We start from the raw sequence: 15,090 nt of genomic DNA on the forward strand, positions 1-15,090 counted from the left end.
GCCGGGTATGCTAAGGGCCATGCGCGGCCTATTGGTAAGGCTTCTTCTAAACACCTTGGCCCTTTGGCTGGTGAGCCTCCTCTACCCCGGGGTCCGCTTCGCCCCGGGGGCGGGGCTTTTGGACTACCTGGTGGCTGGGGCCATCTGGGGCCTGGCCAACGCCCTTCTCAGGCCCCTGCTCCTCCTCCTGACCCTGCCCCTAAACCTCCTCACCCTGGGGCTTTTCACCCTGGCGGTCAACGGGGCCGTGCTCTACCTGGTGGCCGAGGCCACAGCCCTCGAGGTCCAGGGCTTCCTAGGGGCCTTGGTGGGGGCCCTGATCCTCTCCCTGGTGAGCCTTTTCCTCAACTGGCTCTTCCGCGACTAGCGGTTTTCGGTCACGTAGCGGGAAAGCTCGCCGATCAGGACCTCCTGCTCGCCGATGATGGCTTTGACCACATCCCCGATGGAGATCACCCCCACCACCCGCCCCCCCTCCACCACGGGCAGGTGGCGCACCCGGTGCTCGGTCATGAGGCGCATGGCCTGGGCGAGGTCGGCCTCGGGGGGGAGGGTGAGGGGGTCGGGCGTCATCACCTCCGCCACCCGGGTGTCCTTGGAGAAGCGGCCCAGAAGGACCAGCTTGCGGGCATAATCCCGCTCGGAGAAGATGCCGAGAAGCCTCTCCCCCTCCATGACCAAAAGGGCGCCGATATCGTGCTGGGCCAGCGCCTTCAGGGCCTCCAGCACCGTGGCCTCCGGGGAGATGGCGTAGACCTCGCCCCCCTTACGCAACAGGACCTGGCGGACCGTCATAGGACCCCCTTTCCCTCTTGAGGGTTTCATTATAGCAGAGGGACCCTTTGAGGGTTTCATTACCCTCAGCGCACGGTCAGCACCGGGCCCACCGCGTGGCGCACCACGTGCTCGGCGGTGCTGCCCAGGACCAGGCGGCGCACGGGTGCCCCCAGGGCCAGGAGGTCCGAGGGGCCTTGCAGGGCGAGGAGGTGCTCCGCGGGGTCCCCGGAGAAGGCCAGGGCCTCCACGCGAAGCCCCTGGTCCCGGAGGTAGGCCTCGGCCTCGAGGGCCCAGGCCCCAGCCTGGGCCGGGTCGTCGTGCACGCTCACCACCCGTACCCCAAGCCCCAGGGGCTTGGCCAGGGAGGCCAGGGTGTGCAGGGCCCGCACCGCGCTCTCGGAGGCGTTGTAGCCCAGGATGGCCCCCTCCAGCTCCACGTAGTCCGTGGGGGCCACCAGGACCGGGGTGGGCGAGGCCCGCAGCACCCGGTCCACCGTACTCCCCAGGCCGGCAAAGCTCCCCCCATGGGCCTCCCCGCTCCGCCCCAGGACCAGGAGGTCGGCGGCGCGGGCATGGCGGAGGATCACCTCGTGGGGCAGGCCGGTTTCCATAAGGGTTTCCACGGGGATGCCCGCTTCCCTGGCGCTTTGGGCCAGCCGGCCCAAAAGGGCCTCTCCCTTGGCGGTCAGGGCCTTCTCCAGCTCCTCCCGGTAGGCGGGCAGGGGGATGGTGAGGGCCCCGAAATCCAAAAGCTCGGGCACCCGCACCAGGCGCACATCCCGCACAAAAAGGGCCACCAGCTTGGCCGAAAGCTTGTAGCACAGCCACTCGGCCAGCACCTCCGCCCCCCGGGCCTGGGGGGAGCCGTCCGTGGCCAGGAGGATCCTCATGCCCCCATCTTACGCCCCCCGGGCCCAAGGCTCCCGCACCGCCCGGGCCAGGGCCCAGGCCGGCAGGATCAAAACCCCCAGGGCCAGGAGAACGGGCATGACCCCCAAGGCCTCGATGAGGTGCCCGATGGGGGCGTAAAAGAGGCCGGCGAAGCCCCAGGTAAAGCCCATGAGGAGGCCGGAAACCGTGGCGGTCTGGGTGGGCTCCAGCTCCTGGGCCATGGCCACGGCCACGGGGATGCCCGCGTTCATCAGGGCCCCGGTGACCGCCAGGAGGAGGAGGTACAAGGGGTTTTCTGGGGGAAAGAGGAGCAAGGCCAGGTAAAGGGGAAGCCCAAAGGCCAAGGTACCCACCAGCACCCTCTGGCGGCCAAAGCGGTCCGAGAGGGTACCCCCCAGGAAGGCCCCCAGGGTGGCGGAAAAGCTGTAGACGGAGAGGCTGAAGGCGGTATAGGCATCGGAAAGCCCCTTTTGGGCGTACCAGTAGGGCAAGGTGGTGGAAAAGCTCATGAAGACCAGGCTCCTCAAGGTGGCCATGCCCCAGAGCCGGGCCACATCCCCGCGGAAGACCCGGAGGAAGTCGCGGAAGCCGGCAGGCCGCCCTTGGCGGCGCACCGGGGGCAGGCGCAGCAAGGCCAAGGCGGGCAGGAGGGCCAAGGGGGTAAGCCAGATGAGGCCCTCCAGCCCCCAGGCCCCCACGGCGAAGAGGGCCACGATGGGCCCCAGGGAGAGGCCCAGATACCCCGCGGAGCCGAAAAAGGAAAGCCAGAAGCCCCGGCGGTCCCCAGGGGCGAACTCCCCCACCAGGCTGGCCCCGGAGGCGTGGAAAAGGGCCGAGCCCATGCCCGCAAGCAGGAGGACCCCAAGCAGGACCTCAAAGCGGGGCCAAAGGCCCAAGGAGCCCATGCCCAAGGCCACCAACACCGGCCCCAGGGCGGCAAGGAGCCTGCGGTCGCTGCGGTCGGCGATCAGGCCCGCCAGGGGCTGGAGGAGGCTTCCCGTGAGGGAGTAGGCGGAAACCAGAAGCCCCGCCGTGCCCAGACCCACGCCAAAGTGGGCCATGAGCTTGGGCAGAAGGGGGGTGAGGAAGTTGGAGAAGAGGTCGTTGACCGCGTGGAGCCAGGCCAAGAGAAGGGGCAGCACCTCCCCATCCTAAACCCAACCCTCACGGAGCGTGTGCTAAAATCCCTTCGTGCTGAAGGCCTTCCGGGGTGGAAAAAGAAAAATGGCGCGCCCGAGAGGACTCGAACCTCTGACCTTCGGCTCCGGAGGCCGACGCTCTATCCAGCTGAGCTACGGGCGCACTCAGCGGGAGCTATCGTAGCACGCATAGGAGGAGGCGGTCAAGTGTTTGGGATCAACAAGCGGCTCATCACCATACTCTTCGGTCTTCTGGCCTTGGCCTTCGCCGTGGGGGCCATCCTGCTTTTCACCCCCCAGGCGGGGCAGCAGGCGCGGGGCAAGCCCGTGCTCTGGGTGAACGGGAAGGCGGTTTACGAGCTGGATCTCCTCAGGCTCCAGGGGAACGACCCCCTGTACGCCGCCAACCCCCAGGGGCTTTTGAAGACCCTGGTGGACACCCACTTCCTGGAGCAAGTGATCCTTACCGAGGCCCTGAAGCAGGACGCGGCCCGGGTCCGGGTGGGGAGCGCCGAGGTGCGCAAGGAGGTGGACCGGATCCGGGAGCAGTTTGGCCTCAAGGACAAGAAGGCCTACGAGCAGTTCCTGAACCAGGTGGGGTACACCGACGCCCAGCTGCGGGGGGAGGTCAAGACCCAGCTCCAGATCCAAAAGCGCCTGGAGCAGATCCGCTCCGGCGCCAAGCCCACCCCGGAAGAGGTGCGGCTCTACTTTGAGACCCACCGGGATACATACAAAGGGGAGGACCGGGTCAAGGCCCGCCAGATCGTGGTGGACGACAAGAAGCTGGCGGAGGAACTCCTGGCCAAGGCCAAGGCCGGGGAGGACTTCGCCGCCTTGGCCAAGGCCCACTCCAAGGTGGGGGCGGAGCAGGGCGGGGCCCTGGGGGCGGCCCCGGGGGAAAGCACCCCCAAGCCCGTGACCAAGGTGGTCTTCCCCGAGAAGGTGGCCGAGGCGGTCTTCGCCCTCAAGGGTCCGGGCCTGGTGGGCCCCCTCGAGGCCGGGGGCCGGTACTACCTGGTGCGGGTGGAGGAGTACCTCCCCGCCAAGACCCCCTCCTTTGAGGAGGTCAAGGACCGGGTGGAGAAGGACGCCCAGGAGGCTAAGGGGAACGGGGCCCTCGAGGCCTATCTGGAGGAACTTCGGAAAAATGCCCAGGTCCGCTTCGCCGAGGGCATCGCCTACACCTACAAAAACCCCCCGGTGGCCAGCGTGAACGGGAAGGAGATCCTCCTCGCCCAGGTCCTCCAGCCCGTCTTCTCCAACCAGCAGACCGCCGCCCTCATCCAGCAGGGTCTGGGGGAGCTGGCGGTGCAGTTCTTCCTGCCCCAGACCCTGGAAAGCCTCATAGACCGCGAGCTCCTGGCCGAGGCAGCCAAGAAGAGCGGCCAGCCCTTCATCGGCTCCAAGGACGATGTGGCCCAGGCCTACCTCTTCTACCAAACCCGGGAGCTGAGCGCCACCGAGGAGGAGGCGCGCAAGTTCTATGCGGAAAACCCCGCCCTCTTCACCGTACCGGCCAGCGCCGAGGTGGTGGGGGCCACCTTCGCAGCGGAGGCCAAGGCCAAGGCCTTCCGCGAAGCCGCCCTTAGGGGCGGGGACCTCCAGGCCCTGGCCAAGGCCCAAGGGGGCTCGGTGACCGAGTACGGCACCGTCAACCCCAACCAGCTTCCCGCGGTGCTGGACCGGCTGGTCTTCAAGGTGAAGGAAACCTTCCCCCAGGGCCCCTTGGGGGAGGTGAGCGAGGTGGTGAAGCTGGAGGACGGCACCTTCGCCGTGCTCCTCATCAAGAACCGCAAGCCGGAAACCCTCAAGCCCTACGCCCAGGTGATGGAGGAGGCCAAGGCAGGGGTGATAGGCCGCAAGCGGCAGCAGGCGGCCCAGGCCCTCATCCAGAAGCTCCGCCAGGAGGCCAAGGTGGAAAACCGCCTAAGCCAGGTGCTGGCCGAGCTCACCCCCAAGACGGAGGAGAAGCCCAAGGAAGAAGCGCCCAAAGAGGCGCCCGCCAAGCCTTAGGCCCAGGGGACCTGTCCGCAGGGGGGCCCAAAGGCCCCCCGCTTTTTAAGATGGGGGCATGGACCTCCCCAAGCTCCTCACCCTGTACTACGAGGAACGCCCCGACCCAGAAGACCCCTTGCTGCGGGTGGCCTTCGGCACCAGCGGCCACCGGGGCACCAGCCTCAAGGGCACCTTCACCGAGGCCCACGTCCTGGCCATCGCCCAGGCCATCGCCGACCTGAGGGCCTCCTTTGGGGCCACAGGGCCCCTTTTCCTGGCCAAGGACACCCACGCCCTTTCCCAGCCTGCCTGGGCCACGGCCCTAAGCGTATTCGCCGCCAACGGGATCGAGGTCCTGGTGGAGCCTGAGGAGGGGTATACGCCCACCCCTCTGGTCTCCCTGGCCATCCTGGAGCACAACGCCCATCACTCGGCCAAGGCGGATGGGGTCCTCCTCACCCCGAGCCACAATCCCCCCGAGGATGGGGGCTTCAAGTACAACCCCCCCACGGGGGGTCCGGCGGACACCCGGGTCACCAAGGCCATTGAGGCCCGGGCCAACGCCCTCCTCAAGGAGGGCCTGAAGGGGGTGAAGCGGCTTCCCCTCAAGGAGGCCAAGGGGCGGGCCAAGGCCTTTGACTACGCCGGTCTCTACGTGGCCCGGATCAAGGAAGCGGTGGACCTCGAGGCCATCCGGGCCTCCGGGCTGCGGATCGGCGTGGACCCCTTGGGGGGGGCAAGCCTCCGGGTCTGGGAGCGCCTGGCGGAGGCCTACCGCCTGAACCTGGAGGTGGTAAACCCCATCCTGGACCCCACCTTCCGCTTCATGCCCCCCGACCACGACGGCAAGATCCGCATGGACTGCTCCAGCCCCTACGCCATGGCAGGCCTCCTGGCCCTCAAGGACCGGTACGATCTGGCTATCGGCAACGACCCCGACGCCGACCGCCACGGCATCGTGACCCCCAGGGGCCTCATGAACCCCAACCACTACCTGGCCGCCGCCCTCCACCACCTCTTCACCACCCGGGCCTGGCCTGGGGCCAAGGTGGGCAAAACCGCCGTCACCTCAGCCCTCCTGGACCGGGTGGCCGCCGCCTTGGGCCGGGAGGTCTACGAGACCCCGGTGGGCTTCAAGTACTTCGTGGCCGGGCTGTTGGAGGGCTGGCTGGGCTTTGGGGGTGAGGAGAGCGCCGGGGCAAGCTTCCTCCGCTTGGATGGCCGCCCCTTCTCTACCGACAAGGACGGGATCCTCCTGGGCCTTTTGGCCGCAGAGATGGCCGCCAAGGAGGGCAAGGCCCCGGACGAGGTCTACGAGGCCCTGGCCCAAGGCCTGGGCCGCCCCTACTACGCCCGCAAGGACCTGCCCATCTCCCCCGAGGCCAAGGCCAAACTGGCCCGCCTCTCCCCCGAGGACGTGGGGGAGAAGGAGCTGGCCGGGGAGCCCATCCGGGCCGTCCTCACCCGGGCCCCGGGGAACGGGGAGCCCTTGGGGGGCCTCAAGGTGGTGACCGAAAACGCCTGGTTCGCCGCCCGGCCCAGCGGCACCGAGGACGTGGCCAAGGTCTATGCGGAAAGCTTCCGGGGGGAAGAGCACCTGGAGGCCGTGCTCCAGGCCGCTTTGGCCCTGGTGGCCAAGGTGCTGGCCTAGCCCTTCACCGCCCCCGCGGTAAGCCCGGCCACGATGCGCTGCTGGAAGATGAGGACCAGGACCACCAGGGGCACCGTGACCACCACGCTGGCGGCCATGATGGAACCCCAGGGGATCTCAAAGGGGGTGGCCCCGCCGAAGCTGGCGATGGCGGGGGGTACGGTTTTTACCGCATCCCCTACGGTGAAGGTAAGGGCAAAGAGGTACTCGTTCCAGGCGGCGATGAAGGCCAGAAGCCCCGTGGTCACCAACCCGGGCCCCGTGAGGGGGAGCATGATGCGGAGCAGGGTCTGCAAGGGCGTGGCCCCGTCCACGTAGGCCGCTTCCTCCAGCTCCCGCGGCAGCCCGCGGAAGTAGCCCACCAACACCCAGACGGTAAAGGGCAGGGTGAAGAGGAGATAGCTGAGGATCAGGCCCAAGTGGGTGTTGAAGAGGCCCGCCTGCCGCAAGAGCATGAAAAGCCCTCCCAACACGGAGATCTGGGGGAACATGGTCATGGCCAGCACCAAGTAGAGCACCGCGTTCCTAGGCGGGAAAGGAAGCCGCCCCAAAGCGTAGGCGGCCAGCACCCCCAGAACCAGGGAAAGCAGGGTGGCTCCCCCGGCCACGATGAGGGAGTTGAGCAGGTTGCGGCCGAAGTTGGCCTGCAGGAAGACGTTGCGGTAGTGGTCCAGGGTAAAGGGGGTAGGCAGGAAGCTAGGGTTGGCGGCGAAAAGGGCATCGGAAGGCTTGAAGCTGGAGATCACCGCCCAGTAGAAGGGGAAAACGCTGTACACCACCACGAAGACCACCAGGAGGTAAAAGAGGGTACGGTTGAGTCCGCGCAGCAGGCGCTTCATTTCAGGGCCTCCCTGCCAAGGGTGCGCATGTAAAGGACCACAAAGAGGAAGATGAGCACCAGGATGGCCACGCTGATGGCCGAACCGTAGCCCAAGTCCTGAAAGTCGATGAGGGTCTGGCGGTTGTAGACCGCCAGGGTCCTGGTGGCGGGGTTGACCCCGCTCATGACGAAGATGACGTCAAAGACCCTGAGGGCGTCCAGGGTGCGGAAGATGAGGGCCACCACCAAAGCCGGGGTGAGGAGGGGCAGGGTGATGGTCCAAAACTGCTGCCACCGGGTGGCCCCGTCGATGCTGGCCGCCTCGTAGAGTTCCTCGGGAATGAGCTGGAGCCCCGCCAGGAGCAAGAGGGCCATGAAGGGGGTGGTTTTCCAAACGTCCACGGCGATGATGGCGGGAAGGACCAGCTCGGGCCGGGCCAGGAAGGCCACCTTTTGCGAGAGGAGGCCCAGCTTGACCCCGAGGACGTTGATGACCCCGTAGACATCGTGGAGCATCCACTGCCACATCTTGGCCGAGACCACGGTGGGAATGGCCCAGGGGATGAGGATGGCGGTGCGCACCAGGCCGCGGCCACGGAAGTTGGAGTGGATGATGAGGGCAATGGCCAGACCCAGGACGGTTTCCAAGCTCACGGAGATGAGGGTGAACTTCACCGTGTTCCAGAGGGCCTGGCGGAAGTCAGGGTCTTGAAGGAGGAAAAGATAGTTCTCCAAGCCCACGAACTCCGGGGGCTCCACAAAGGCGATGTCGGCCTTGAAGAAGGACCAGTAAAAAACCTGCGCCAAGGGATAGCCGGCCACCAGGGCCACCACCACCAAGGTGGGAAGGACCAGGAACCAGGCCAGTCGGACCTGCCGCTGCGTCAGCATGATGCCTAAGGATAATCCGCCGGGGGGCCTGGGGCCCCCCGGGAGGGGATTGGGCTAGCGCAGGATGCGGCGGATACGGCCCTCGAGGTCCCGCACCGCCGCCTCCCCGGTCTTCCGACCGGTGAGGGCGCTGTGGACCTCGGTCCAGATGGCCTCGGAAACCTGGTTGTACCGGGCCCCGGCCACGTCAGAGGGACGGGAAACGGCGTTCTGGAAGACAGGAAGGAGGTCGCGGAACCAGGCGTTCCTGGCCAGCACGTCCCGGTCGGTGTAAAGGGCTGGCCGGGTAGGCAGGCGGGAAAGCCTTACGGCGTTATCCTTTTGTACCTCGTAGGAGGCCAGGTACTTGACCAGGTCGGCGGCCTCCTTGGGGTAGCGGCTGTAGGCGGAAACCATAAGCTGCCACCCTCCCAGGGTGGCGGCATTGGGGGCATCGGCCCCGCCCTTGGGCAGCACGGTAACGGCGAACTTGCCCCGGATGGGGCTCCCTTCCGCCTGGCCCAAGGCGTAAGCGTAGGGCCAGTTGCGCATGAAGAGGGCGTTCCCTTGCTGCCAGACGTTCCTGGCCTCTTCCTCGGCGTAGCTGGTGACCCCGGAAGGGGCAATGGTGCCCACAAAGCGGCGCACGGTGTTCAAGGCCAGGGCGGCCCGGCCGTTGTTCACGCTGATGGTCCCGTCGGGCTCCACGATGCGCCCGCCCTTATGGGAGTAAATCCATTCCAGGGCGTCGCAGGTGAGGCCCTCATAGGCCTTGCCCTGGAAGACGAAGCCCCAGAAGTCGCGGTTGCCCGCCTTGCGCTCCCCCTCCATCACCTTCTGGGCCATCTGCTCCAGCTCGGCCCAGGTGCGGGGCGGGTTCTTGTAGCCGTACTTCTCCAGCAGGTCCTTGCGGTAGTAGAGGATACCGGCATCGGTGAAGAAGGGAATGGAGGTGAGCTTGCCCCGAATGGTGTTGTTCTGGACGATCCGGGGGAAGAACTCCCTGAGCTCGGCCTCGGAGAAGTAGGCCTTCAGGTCGGCGGCGTGGGGGGCCACGATACCCGGCCAGATCACGTCGATCATGTAGACGTCCACATCTGGGCTCTTGGCCGCCCAGTACTGCTGGTAGAGGGCCAGACGATCGTTGGTGTCCGCCGGGGCATCGATGTACTCCACCCGGGTGCCCGTCTTCTTACCCCAGGCCTCTACCATCTCCTTCATCCAGCGGCCGCCCTCCCCCACGGCGGTGGAGTCCCCCGCCACCCGGATGATGGGGCCCGCTTGCGCCCGCACCGCCGCTGGACCCAGGACCAGACTGGCCGCCAGACCCACCCCTGCCTTCTTGAGAAACTCCCTACGCCTCATACGCAACCTCCTACTGGAAGCTTTTCCAAAGGGATTTTACCCCCACCTCCTCCTGGCGTCAACGGTCCTAAGGGGCGCTTGGGGTCTGGACGTCAGACCCAGGCCAGCTCCAGGCGGGCCTCGAGGTGCCCCACGGGGAGGCCGCGGTGGTTGCGCACCTCGGGCCGGTCCCAAGGGGTGGGGCCGGGGTCCAGGCCCAGGGCGCGCAACAGGGCCACCACCATCACCTCCCGGGCCTGGGCCGAGCCATCCTCCACCTTGAGGGCCACGCCCAAGGGCCCCCTGGGGGTTTCCGGAAGGGCTAGCCCGTAGTAGCCGTCGGCCCCCCGCTTGGCCAGGAGGGGAAGGCGTTCCATCAGGAGGGTGTCAATGCTCCCTGGGCCCGCCACCAGCTCCGGATGGCGGCGCATGGCCTCCCCCACCCGCCTTAGGGGCTCCCGGTAGGCCGCAGGGGCCTTTTTCGGGTCCGCCAGGAAGTAAAAGGCCCGGGCCGCCCGGGCCAAGGGCAGGGCAAAGGTGGGCACGCTGCACCCGTCCGTGGCCCAGAGGGGCTCTCCCCCCGCCAGCTCGGCCAGGGTCCGGCGGTTCAGGAGCTGGACGGGGTGGTCGGGGCGCTCGTACCCCTCCGGGGGTACCCCCAGGGCCAAGGCGGCGGCCAGCATGCCCGCGTGCTTCCCCGAGCAGTTGTGGTGGAGGGGGGTGGGCTTTTGTCCCGCTTCCTCCAGGGCCTTCCGGGCCTCCTTGGAAAAGGGGGGGTGGACCCCGCAGGCCAGGCGCTCCGGCCCTAGGGCCAGCTTTTCCAGAAAACGGGCGGCCACGGCCACGTGCCTGGGGGTGCCGTCGTGGCTGGCGGTGGCCAGGGCCACCTCCTCTTCCGTGAGGCCAAAGCGCTCCGCCGCCCCGGTGAGGAAAAGGGCCAGGGCCTGGAAGGGCTTGGCCGAGGAGCGGAGGTAGCTAAGGCGGGTGGGGTCCCCGGCATAGGCCAAAAGCCCTTCCTGGCCGTAGATGGCCAGGGAAACCCGGTGGCGGTTTTCCACCAGCTCCCCGCGGTAGGCGTAGACCCAAGCGTTCACCCTCCAAGTCTACGCCGGGCCTCGCGCCAAAGGGGGTGCCAGTCCAGGCCCAAATAGGGGGAAGGAAAGGGGGCCAGCTTGGCCTCCGCCTTGCGCAGGTTCCTCAAGCCCCCCTGGCCCAGGCTGGCCTGGTGCAGGGCAGCGGCCAGGAGGAGGAGCCCCTGCAGAAAGGGGCGCTCCTCCCCCCTCGCCTCCCGCCAGGCCTCCTCCAGGACCTCGTGGGCCTCAAAGTACCTTTCCTGGGCAAAAAGCCGCTGGGCTTCCTCGAGGGCCTGCATCTACGCCCTCCACCCCCCGCCCGCCACGGGAGGGAAGAGGTCCAAGGTGGCCTCCGGGGATAAAGGGGTGGCCAGGCCCTGGAGGTAGCGCACGTCCCGGCCCTCCAGGAAGACCGAAACCCGCTCGGCCAGCTCCCCCCCCTCAAAGAGCTCCTCCCTCAGGGCGGGGTAAAGGCGGATGAGGTGCTCCAGCACCTCCCCCACGGTGCTTCCCTCTATCTCCAGGTAGCTTTTCCCGGTGAGGTCGCGGAAAGTCGCGTAAAGGTTGACCTTGGGCATACCCCGAGTCTAAAGGAAACCCCGGCCCAAGGCCGGGGCCCTGAATCCCAGGGGGATCAGTCCGCCGCCTGGGAGAGGATGCCCAGCTCCCGCAGCTTGGCCGGGGGTACCACGCCCCTCTCCCAGCCCCGCTCCTGGTAGTACTCCTGGAGCATAAGGTCCAGCTCGGCCACCTGGCCCTTGGAGCCGGCGCTATCCGAAGGCTCCTTCAGGAAGCGCTCGGGCAGGTAGTCCGAGCCCTCGGCCCAGCCCGCCAGGTTGTTGTAGTAGCGCTCCAGGTTGTAGATGCGCTCGCCGATGCGGAGCACGTCCTCGGCGCTCACGGGACGGCCCCAGTAGGCGGAAAGCTGCTTGGCGTAGGTCTCGGGGTCCTCGGCAAACTGGCTGAACTTGCAGAGGTCCAAGGAGTCGGTAAAGGCGGAGAGGTCCTGGAAAAGCTTGGTGAGCTTGCCCTTCCCCTCCCAGGCCAGGGGGTCGGTCTTGTAGGGCACCCCCAGGATCTCCGAGGCCGGGGTGTAGGCCCGCAGGTGGCAGGCCCCCCGGTTGGAGGTGGCGTAGGCGATGCCCATGCCCTTGAGGCCCCGGGGGTCGTAGGCGGGGATGGACTGGCCCTTGACCTCCAAGGCGATCTCGGGGTGGCCGATGGCCTTGGCGAAGCGGGCCGGGCCCTCGGCCAGCATATCCCCTACCCCCTTGCGGTAGGCGATGGCCTCGAGGATCCGGATCTCCCCCTCCTTGTCGCCGAAGCGGATCCCATCAGACCCCTGGTAGTACCCCTTCTCCGTGGCCTCCATGAGGACGGCCACCGCGTTGCCGGCCTCAATGGTGTCCATCCCGTAGGCGTTGCAGAGGTAGATGGCGTACCCGGTCCAGTCGGTGTCCGTGTGGCCGGCTTGGGCCCCCAGGGCCCAGGCGGACTCGTACTCGTAGGACTCAAAGCGGATGGTCTTGCCGTCCACGTGGACCTCCACCATCTTCTTGCAGGCCACGGGACAGGCGTGGCAGGTGTTGTCCTGGATGAGGCGGTGCTCGCGGATGTACTCCCCGGAGATCTTCTCCGCCCCCTCAATGGAGGTGTGCTGGGCGTTGAAGGTGGGCAGGGCCCCCATGACGTTGGTGATGTTCATGAGGACGTTGGTGCCATAGAGGGAAAGCCCGCCCTTCTTGGGGGCGGTGACGTTCTTGGGGTCGTTGATGGCCGCCGAGGCCAGCCGGTCCGCCTCCCGCCAAAGCTCCTTGTCCTGGGGCTGGGGCATCTGGTCCTGCTTACCCACCACCACAATGGCCTTGAGCTTCTTGCTCCCCGCCACCGCCCCCGTCCCCCCGCGGCCTGCAGCCCGCTCGTCGTTGTTGACCCAGTTGGCGAAGCGCACCAGGTTTTCCCCCGCGGGGCCGATGGCCATCACGTCGGCCTCCTCCCCGTGGCGCTCGCGGAGGAGGCGGTGGACCTCGTGGGTGGTCTTGCCCCAGAGGTCGGAGGCGTCGTGGATGGAAACCTCCCCGTCCTTGACCAGGAGGTAGACGGGCTTGTCCGAAGCCCCCTTGATGAGGAGGCCGTCAAACCCCGCCCACTTGAGCTTGGCCGCGGTCCACCCCCCCATGTGGCTGTCCGTCACGGTGCCCGTGAGGGGGCTTTTGGTGACCACCGCCAGGCGCCCGGACATCTTGGCCCGGGTGCCGGAGAGGGGGCCATTCATGATGGCGAGAAGGTTCTCCGGGCCCAAGGGGTCCACCTGGGGGCCGTTGTCAAAGACGTACTTGACCCCCAGGCCCCGCCCCCCCACGTACATCTCCAGGTCCTTGGGGTCGGGGGCGAAGTACTCCACCTGTCCGGTGCTCAGGTCGATACGGGCCAGCTTATGGGCATATCCGCCGAGCATCCCTTACCTCCTTTTAGGGCCAGGAAGGCCGCGCCCATGGCTTGGAAAGGTGCGCATGGCTGCCCAGGTTCGGCTGGATTATACCACCTGCCCGGGGGGAAAATGTAAAGGCGACCAGGATAATGGGAGCATGCTGGCCCTAGCCGGTGAGGTCCTCCTGGACCTCCTGTGGGAAGAGGCGACCCCTTGGCGCTTCCAGGGCGTCCTGGGGGGCTCGGTCCTCAACACGGCCACGGCCCTACGCCGCCTGGGCTTTCCCGTGCGCCTCCTCTCGGAGCTGGGTTCGGACTGGCTTTCCCGCCGCTGCGAGGCGGAGATGGAGGCGCGGGGGCTGGAGCTTCGCCTCCTCCGCCACCCCGAGGCCATGCCCCTGGCCCTGGTCCAACCCAATCCCCAAGGGGAGGCGGCCTATAGCTTCCACCTTCCCTTCCGGGCCCCCTACAGCCCCGAGCCGGGAAGCCTTAGGGGGGCCAAGGTCTTCCACTTCGCCTCCCTCTTCGCCCTGGACCCCAGGACGGAAGGGGGCCTGGCGGCCCTGCTGGAAGAGGCGCGGGGGGAAGGGGCCCTCCTCGCCTTTGACCCTAACCTGCGCCGCCCTCCCACCCCGGAGGAAAGGCGGCGCCTTTGGGGCTACTTCCACCAGGTGGACCTCCTCAAGCTCTCCCTGGAGGATGCCCGCCTCCTCTTCCCGGAGGACCCCGTGGGAAGGGTAAGGAGACTTCCCCCCAGGCTCAAGGTCCTCACCCTGGGGGCAGAGGGGGCGGTGGCCTTTTTCCGGGGAGAAGCGGTGCGCCTCCCCGGGGAAGCGGTGGCGGTGGCGGACACCGTGGGGGCAGGGGATAGCTTCACCGCCGGGTTTCTCGCCCTCCTCCTCCGGCGGGGCTACACCCGGGCCAACCTGGACCGGCTACGCCCAGAGGACCTGGAGGAGGCCCTCCGGGGGGGCATCGCCCTCGGCGCCTTGGCCTGCACCGTGCGGGGGGCAGGGCTGCCCGAGGCGGGGCTTGCCGCCTGGAAGAAGGCCTACCTAGGGGATTAGGAGGACCTTGCCCGTGGTCTTCCGCCCCTCCAGGGCCTGGTGGGCTTCCTGGGCCCTTTCCAGGGAGAACTCAGCCCCGATCCGCACCCTAAGCCAGCCCTCCCGCAGGGCCTGGAAAACCTCCCCCGCGCGGAAGAGGAGCTCCTTGCGGCTCGCCGTGTGGTGGTGCAGGGTGGGCCGGGTGAGGAAGAGGCTTCCCTTACGGTTCAGCTCCTGGGGGTCCAGGGGGGGGACCGGCCCCGAGGACTGGCCGAAGAGGACCAGGTAGCCCCGGGGCCTGAGGGCCTCGAGGCTCCCCTGGAAGGTGGCCTGCCCCACCCCGTCGTAGACCACGTCCACCCCACCCCCGGAAAGGGCCTTCACCGCCTGGGCAAAGCCCTCGTAGGGCAGGGCGTAGTCTGCCCCCAGGGCCCGGGCCAGGGCCCGCTTCTCCTCGGTGCTGGCGGTGGCGTAAACCGTGGCCCCCAGGCGCTTGGCCCACTGGATGAGGAGGGTGCCCACCCCCCCGGCCCCGGCGTGCACCAGGACCTGGTCCCCCGGGGCCACGGGGTAGGTGCTCTTGAGGAGGTAGTGCACGGTCATGCCCTGGAGAAGGCTGGCGGCGGCCAGCTTGGGGTCCAGCCCCTCGGGCAGGGGCACGAGCCTTTCCGCGGGCACCACCTGGTACTCCGCATAGGCTCCCTGGACGTTGGCGAAGGCCACCCGGTCCCCCGGGCGCACCCCCTCCACCCCCTCCCCCACCCGCTCCACCACGCCCGCCCCCTCCTCCCCCAGGGTGAAGGGGAGGGGCATGGGGTAGAGGCCCCTGCGCTTGTAGGTGTCGATGTAGTTGACCCCGATGGCCAGAAGCCGCACCAGGACCTCCCCCGGGCCTGGCTCGGGCAGGGGAAGCTCCTCCAGCCGCATGACCTCCGGCCCGCCCACCTGGTGTACCCGTATGGCCCTCATGCAAGGAGTTTATCCGAAGAGGGGCCGGGGGACCCCCTTGACGGATTTAACTTTGTGTCGCAAAGCTATTTGTAGGAGGTAA

Annotated in this window: 14 protein-coding genes, 1 tRNA gene and 1 pseudogene; 4 read left to right on the forward strand and 12 right to left on the reverse strand. The window is 67.8% G+C overall.

Annotated elements, in window-relative coordinates; all coding sequences use genetic code 11:
• The first annotated feature begins 19 nt into the window (after positions 1–19).
• The gene (locus TCCBUS3UF1_RS10365) at positions 20–367 is read left to right on the forward strand and encodes a phage holin family protein (protein ID WP_041433892.1); all 348 of its coding nucleotides are present in this window, start codon (positions 20–22) and stop codon (positions 365–367) included.
• On the opposite strand, the gene TCCBUS3UF1_RS10370 is transcribed toward TCCBUS3UF1_RS10365, so the two are convergent.
• The 4 genes from TCCBUS3UF1_RS10370 to TCCBUS3UF1_RS10385 form a co-directional block, all read right to left on the reverse strand.
• Positions 364–795 carry a CBS domain-containing protein gene (locus TCCBUS3UF1_RS10370; RefSeq protein WP_014516462.1) on the reverse strand — a complete coding sequence of 144 codons (432 nt, stop codon included), beginning with the start codon at positions 793–795 and terminating at the stop codon, positions 364–366. The two genes, TCCBUS3UF1_RS10365 and TCCBUS3UF1_RS10370, sit on opposite strands and share 4 nt — an antisense overlap.
• A gap of 65 nt (positions 796–860) precedes the next feature.
• Positions 861–1,667 (reverse strand): universal stress protein, encoded by an 807-nt coding sequence (locus tag TCCBUS3UF1_RS10375; protein ID WP_014516463.1) that lies wholly within the window; start codon positions 1,665–1,667, stop codon positions 861–863.
• Between the two features lie 9 nt (positions 1,668–1,676).
• A complete protein-coding gene (locus TCCBUS3UF1_RS10380; RefSeq protein ID WP_014516464.1) occupies positions 1,677–2,810 on the reverse strand; it encodes an MFS transporter in 1,134 nt (377 codons plus the stop codon).
• 83 nt (positions 2,811–2,893) lie between these two features.
• Positions 2,894–2,970: transfer RNA gene (locus tag TCCBUS3UF1_RS10385), tRNA-Arg, on the reverse strand.
• Between the two features lie 44 nt (positions 2,971–3,014).
• Between TCCBUS3UF1_RS10385 and TCCBUS3UF1_RS10390 the strand changes: the two genes are divergently transcribed.
• On the forward strand, positions 3,015–4,823 hold the full coding sequence (locus TCCBUS3UF1_RS10390; RefSeq protein WP_014516465.1) for a peptidylprolyl isomerase: 1,809 nt from the start codon (positions 3,015–3,017) through the stop codon (positions 4,821–4,823).
• 58 nt (positions 4,824–4,881) lie between these two features.
• Entirely contained in the window at positions 4,882–6,456 is a 1,575-nt protein-coding gene (pgm, locus tag TCCBUS3UF1_RS10395; RefSeq protein ID WP_014516466.1) for a phosphoglucomutase (alpha-D-glucose-1,6-bisphosphate-dependent), read from the forward strand.
• Here the strand turns inward: pgm and TCCBUS3UF1_RS10400 are convergent.
• The 7 genes and pseudogenes from TCCBUS3UF1_RS10400 to TCCBUS3UF1_RS10430 all read right to left on the reverse strand — a co-directional run bounded on the left by TCCBUS3UF1_RS10400 (position 6,453) and on the right by TCCBUS3UF1_RS10430 (position 13,021).
• A complete protein-coding gene (locus tag TCCBUS3UF1_RS10400; RefSeq protein WP_014516467.1) occupies positions 6,453–7,295 on the reverse strand; it encodes a carbohydrate ABC transporter permease in 843 nt (280 codons plus the stop codon). The two genes, pgm and TCCBUS3UF1_RS10400, sit on opposite strands and share 4 nt — an antisense overlap.
• On the reverse strand, positions 7,292–8,167 hold the full coding sequence (locus tag TCCBUS3UF1_RS10405) for a carbohydrate ABC transporter permease (protein WP_014516468.1): 876 nt from the start codon (positions 8,165–8,167) through the stop codon (positions 7,292–7,294). Before TCCBUS3UF1_RS10405 ends, TCCBUS3UF1_RS10400 begins: the two co-directional genes overlap by 4 nt.
• Before the next feature lie 54 nt (positions 8,168–8,221).
• Positions 8,222–9,511 carry an ABC transporter substrate-binding protein gene (locus tag TCCBUS3UF1_RS10410; protein WP_014516469.1) on the reverse strand — a complete coding sequence of 430 codons (1,290 nt, stop codon included), beginning with the start codon at positions 9,509–9,511 and terminating at the stop codon, positions 8,222–8,224.
• A 92-nt stretch (positions 9,512–9,603) separates the two neighbouring features.
• Complete coding sequence (locus TCCBUS3UF1_RS10415; RefSeq protein ID WP_014516470.1) at positions 9,604–10,584, reverse strand: asparaginase; 981 nt, start codon at positions 10,582–10,584, stop codon at positions 9,604–9,606.
• Positions 10,581–10,862, reverse strand: coding sequence for a DUF309 domain-containing protein (locus TCCBUS3UF1_RS10420; RefSeq protein WP_014516471.1), 282 nt, complete (start codon positions 10,860–10,862; stop codon positions 10,581–10,583). Before TCCBUS3UF1_RS10420 ends, TCCBUS3UF1_RS10415 begins: the two co-directional genes overlap by 4 nt.
• Positions 10,863–10,874: 12 nt before the next feature.
• Positions 10,875–11,141: pseudogene (locus tag TCCBUS3UF1_RS10425) on the reverse strand (ubiquitin-like small modifier protein 1); the annotation flags it as partial.
• A 56-nt stretch (positions 11,142–11,197) separates the two neighbouring features.
• Positions 11,198–13,021, reverse strand: coding sequence for an aldehyde ferredoxin oxidoreductase family protein (locus TCCBUS3UF1_RS10430; protein WP_014516473.1), 1,824 nt, complete (start codon positions 13,019–13,021; stop codon positions 11,198–11,200).
• Positions 13,022–13,151: 130 nt separating this feature from the next.
• On the opposite strand from TCCBUS3UF1_RS10430, the gene TCCBUS3UF1_RS10435 reads away from it, so the two are divergent.
• Positions 13,152–14,060 (forward strand): carbohydrate kinase, encoded by a 909-nt coding sequence (locus tag TCCBUS3UF1_RS10435; protein WP_014516475.1) that lies wholly within the window; start codon positions 13,152–13,154, stop codon positions 14,058–14,060.
• On the opposite strand, the gene TCCBUS3UF1_RS10440 is transcribed toward TCCBUS3UF1_RS10435, so the two are convergent.
• Positions 14,049–15,008 carry a quinone oxidoreductase gene (locus TCCBUS3UF1_RS10440; RefSeq protein ID WP_014516476.1) on the reverse strand — a complete coding sequence of 320 codons (960 nt, stop codon included), beginning with the start codon at positions 15,006–15,008 and terminating at the stop codon, positions 14,049–14,051. The two genes, TCCBUS3UF1_RS10435 and TCCBUS3UF1_RS10440, sit on opposite strands and share 12 nt — an antisense overlap.
• Positions 15,009–15,090 lie beyond the last annotated feature (82 nt).

It is taken from the genome of Thermus sp. CCB_US3_UF1 (genome assembly GCF_000236585.1).
Taxonomy (GTDB): domain Bacteria; phylum Deinococcota; class Deinococci; order Deinococcales; family Thermaceae; genus Thermus.

Coding starts and splice junctions, on each gene's coding strand:
- TCCBUS3UF1_RS10365 (WP_041433892.1), top strand. CDS start 20: ATGCGCGGCCTATTGGTAAGGCTTCTTCTAAACACCTTGGCCCTTTGG.
- TCCBUS3UF1_RS10370 (WP_014516462.1), bottom strand. CDS start 795: ATGACGGTCCGCCAGGTCCTGTTGCGTAAGGGGGGCGAGGTCTACGCC.
- TCCBUS3UF1_RS10375 (WP_014516463.1), bottom strand. CDS start 1,667: ATGAGGATCCTCCTGGCCACGGACGGCTCCCCCCAGGCCCGGGGGGCG.
- pgm (WP_014516466.1), top strand. CDS start 4,882: ATGGACCTCCCCAAGCTCCTCACCCTGTACTACGAGGAACGCCCCGAC.
- TCCBUS3UF1_RS10400 (WP_014516467.1), bottom strand. CDS start 7,295: ATGAAGCGCCTGCTGCGCGGACTCAACCGTACCCTCTTTTACCTCCTG.
- TCCBUS3UF1_RS10405 (WP_014516468.1), bottom strand. CDS start 8,167: ATGCTGACGCAGCGGCAGGTCCGACTGGCCTGGTTCCTGGTCCTTCCC.
- TCCBUS3UF1_RS10410 (WP_014516469.1), bottom strand. CDS start 9,511: ATGAGGCGTAGGGAGTTTCTCAAGAAGGCAGGGGTGGGTCTGGCGGCC.
- TCCBUS3UF1_RS10420 (WP_014516471.1), bottom strand. CDS start 10,862: ATGCAGGCCCTCGAGGAAGCCCAGCGGCTTTTTGCCCAGGAAAGGTAC.
- TCCBUS3UF1_RS10430 (WP_014516473.1), bottom strand. CDS start 13,021: ATGCTCGGCGGATATGCCCATAAGCTGGCCCGTATCGACCTGAGCACC.
- TCCBUS3UF1_RS10435 (WP_014516475.1), top strand. CDS start 13,152: ATGCTGGCCCTAGCCGGTGAGGTCCTCCTGGACCTCCTGTGGGAAGAG.
- TCCBUS3UF1_RS10440 (WP_014516476.1), bottom strand. CDS start 15,008: ATGAGGGCCATACGGGTACACCAGGTGGGCGGGCCGGAGGTCATGCGG.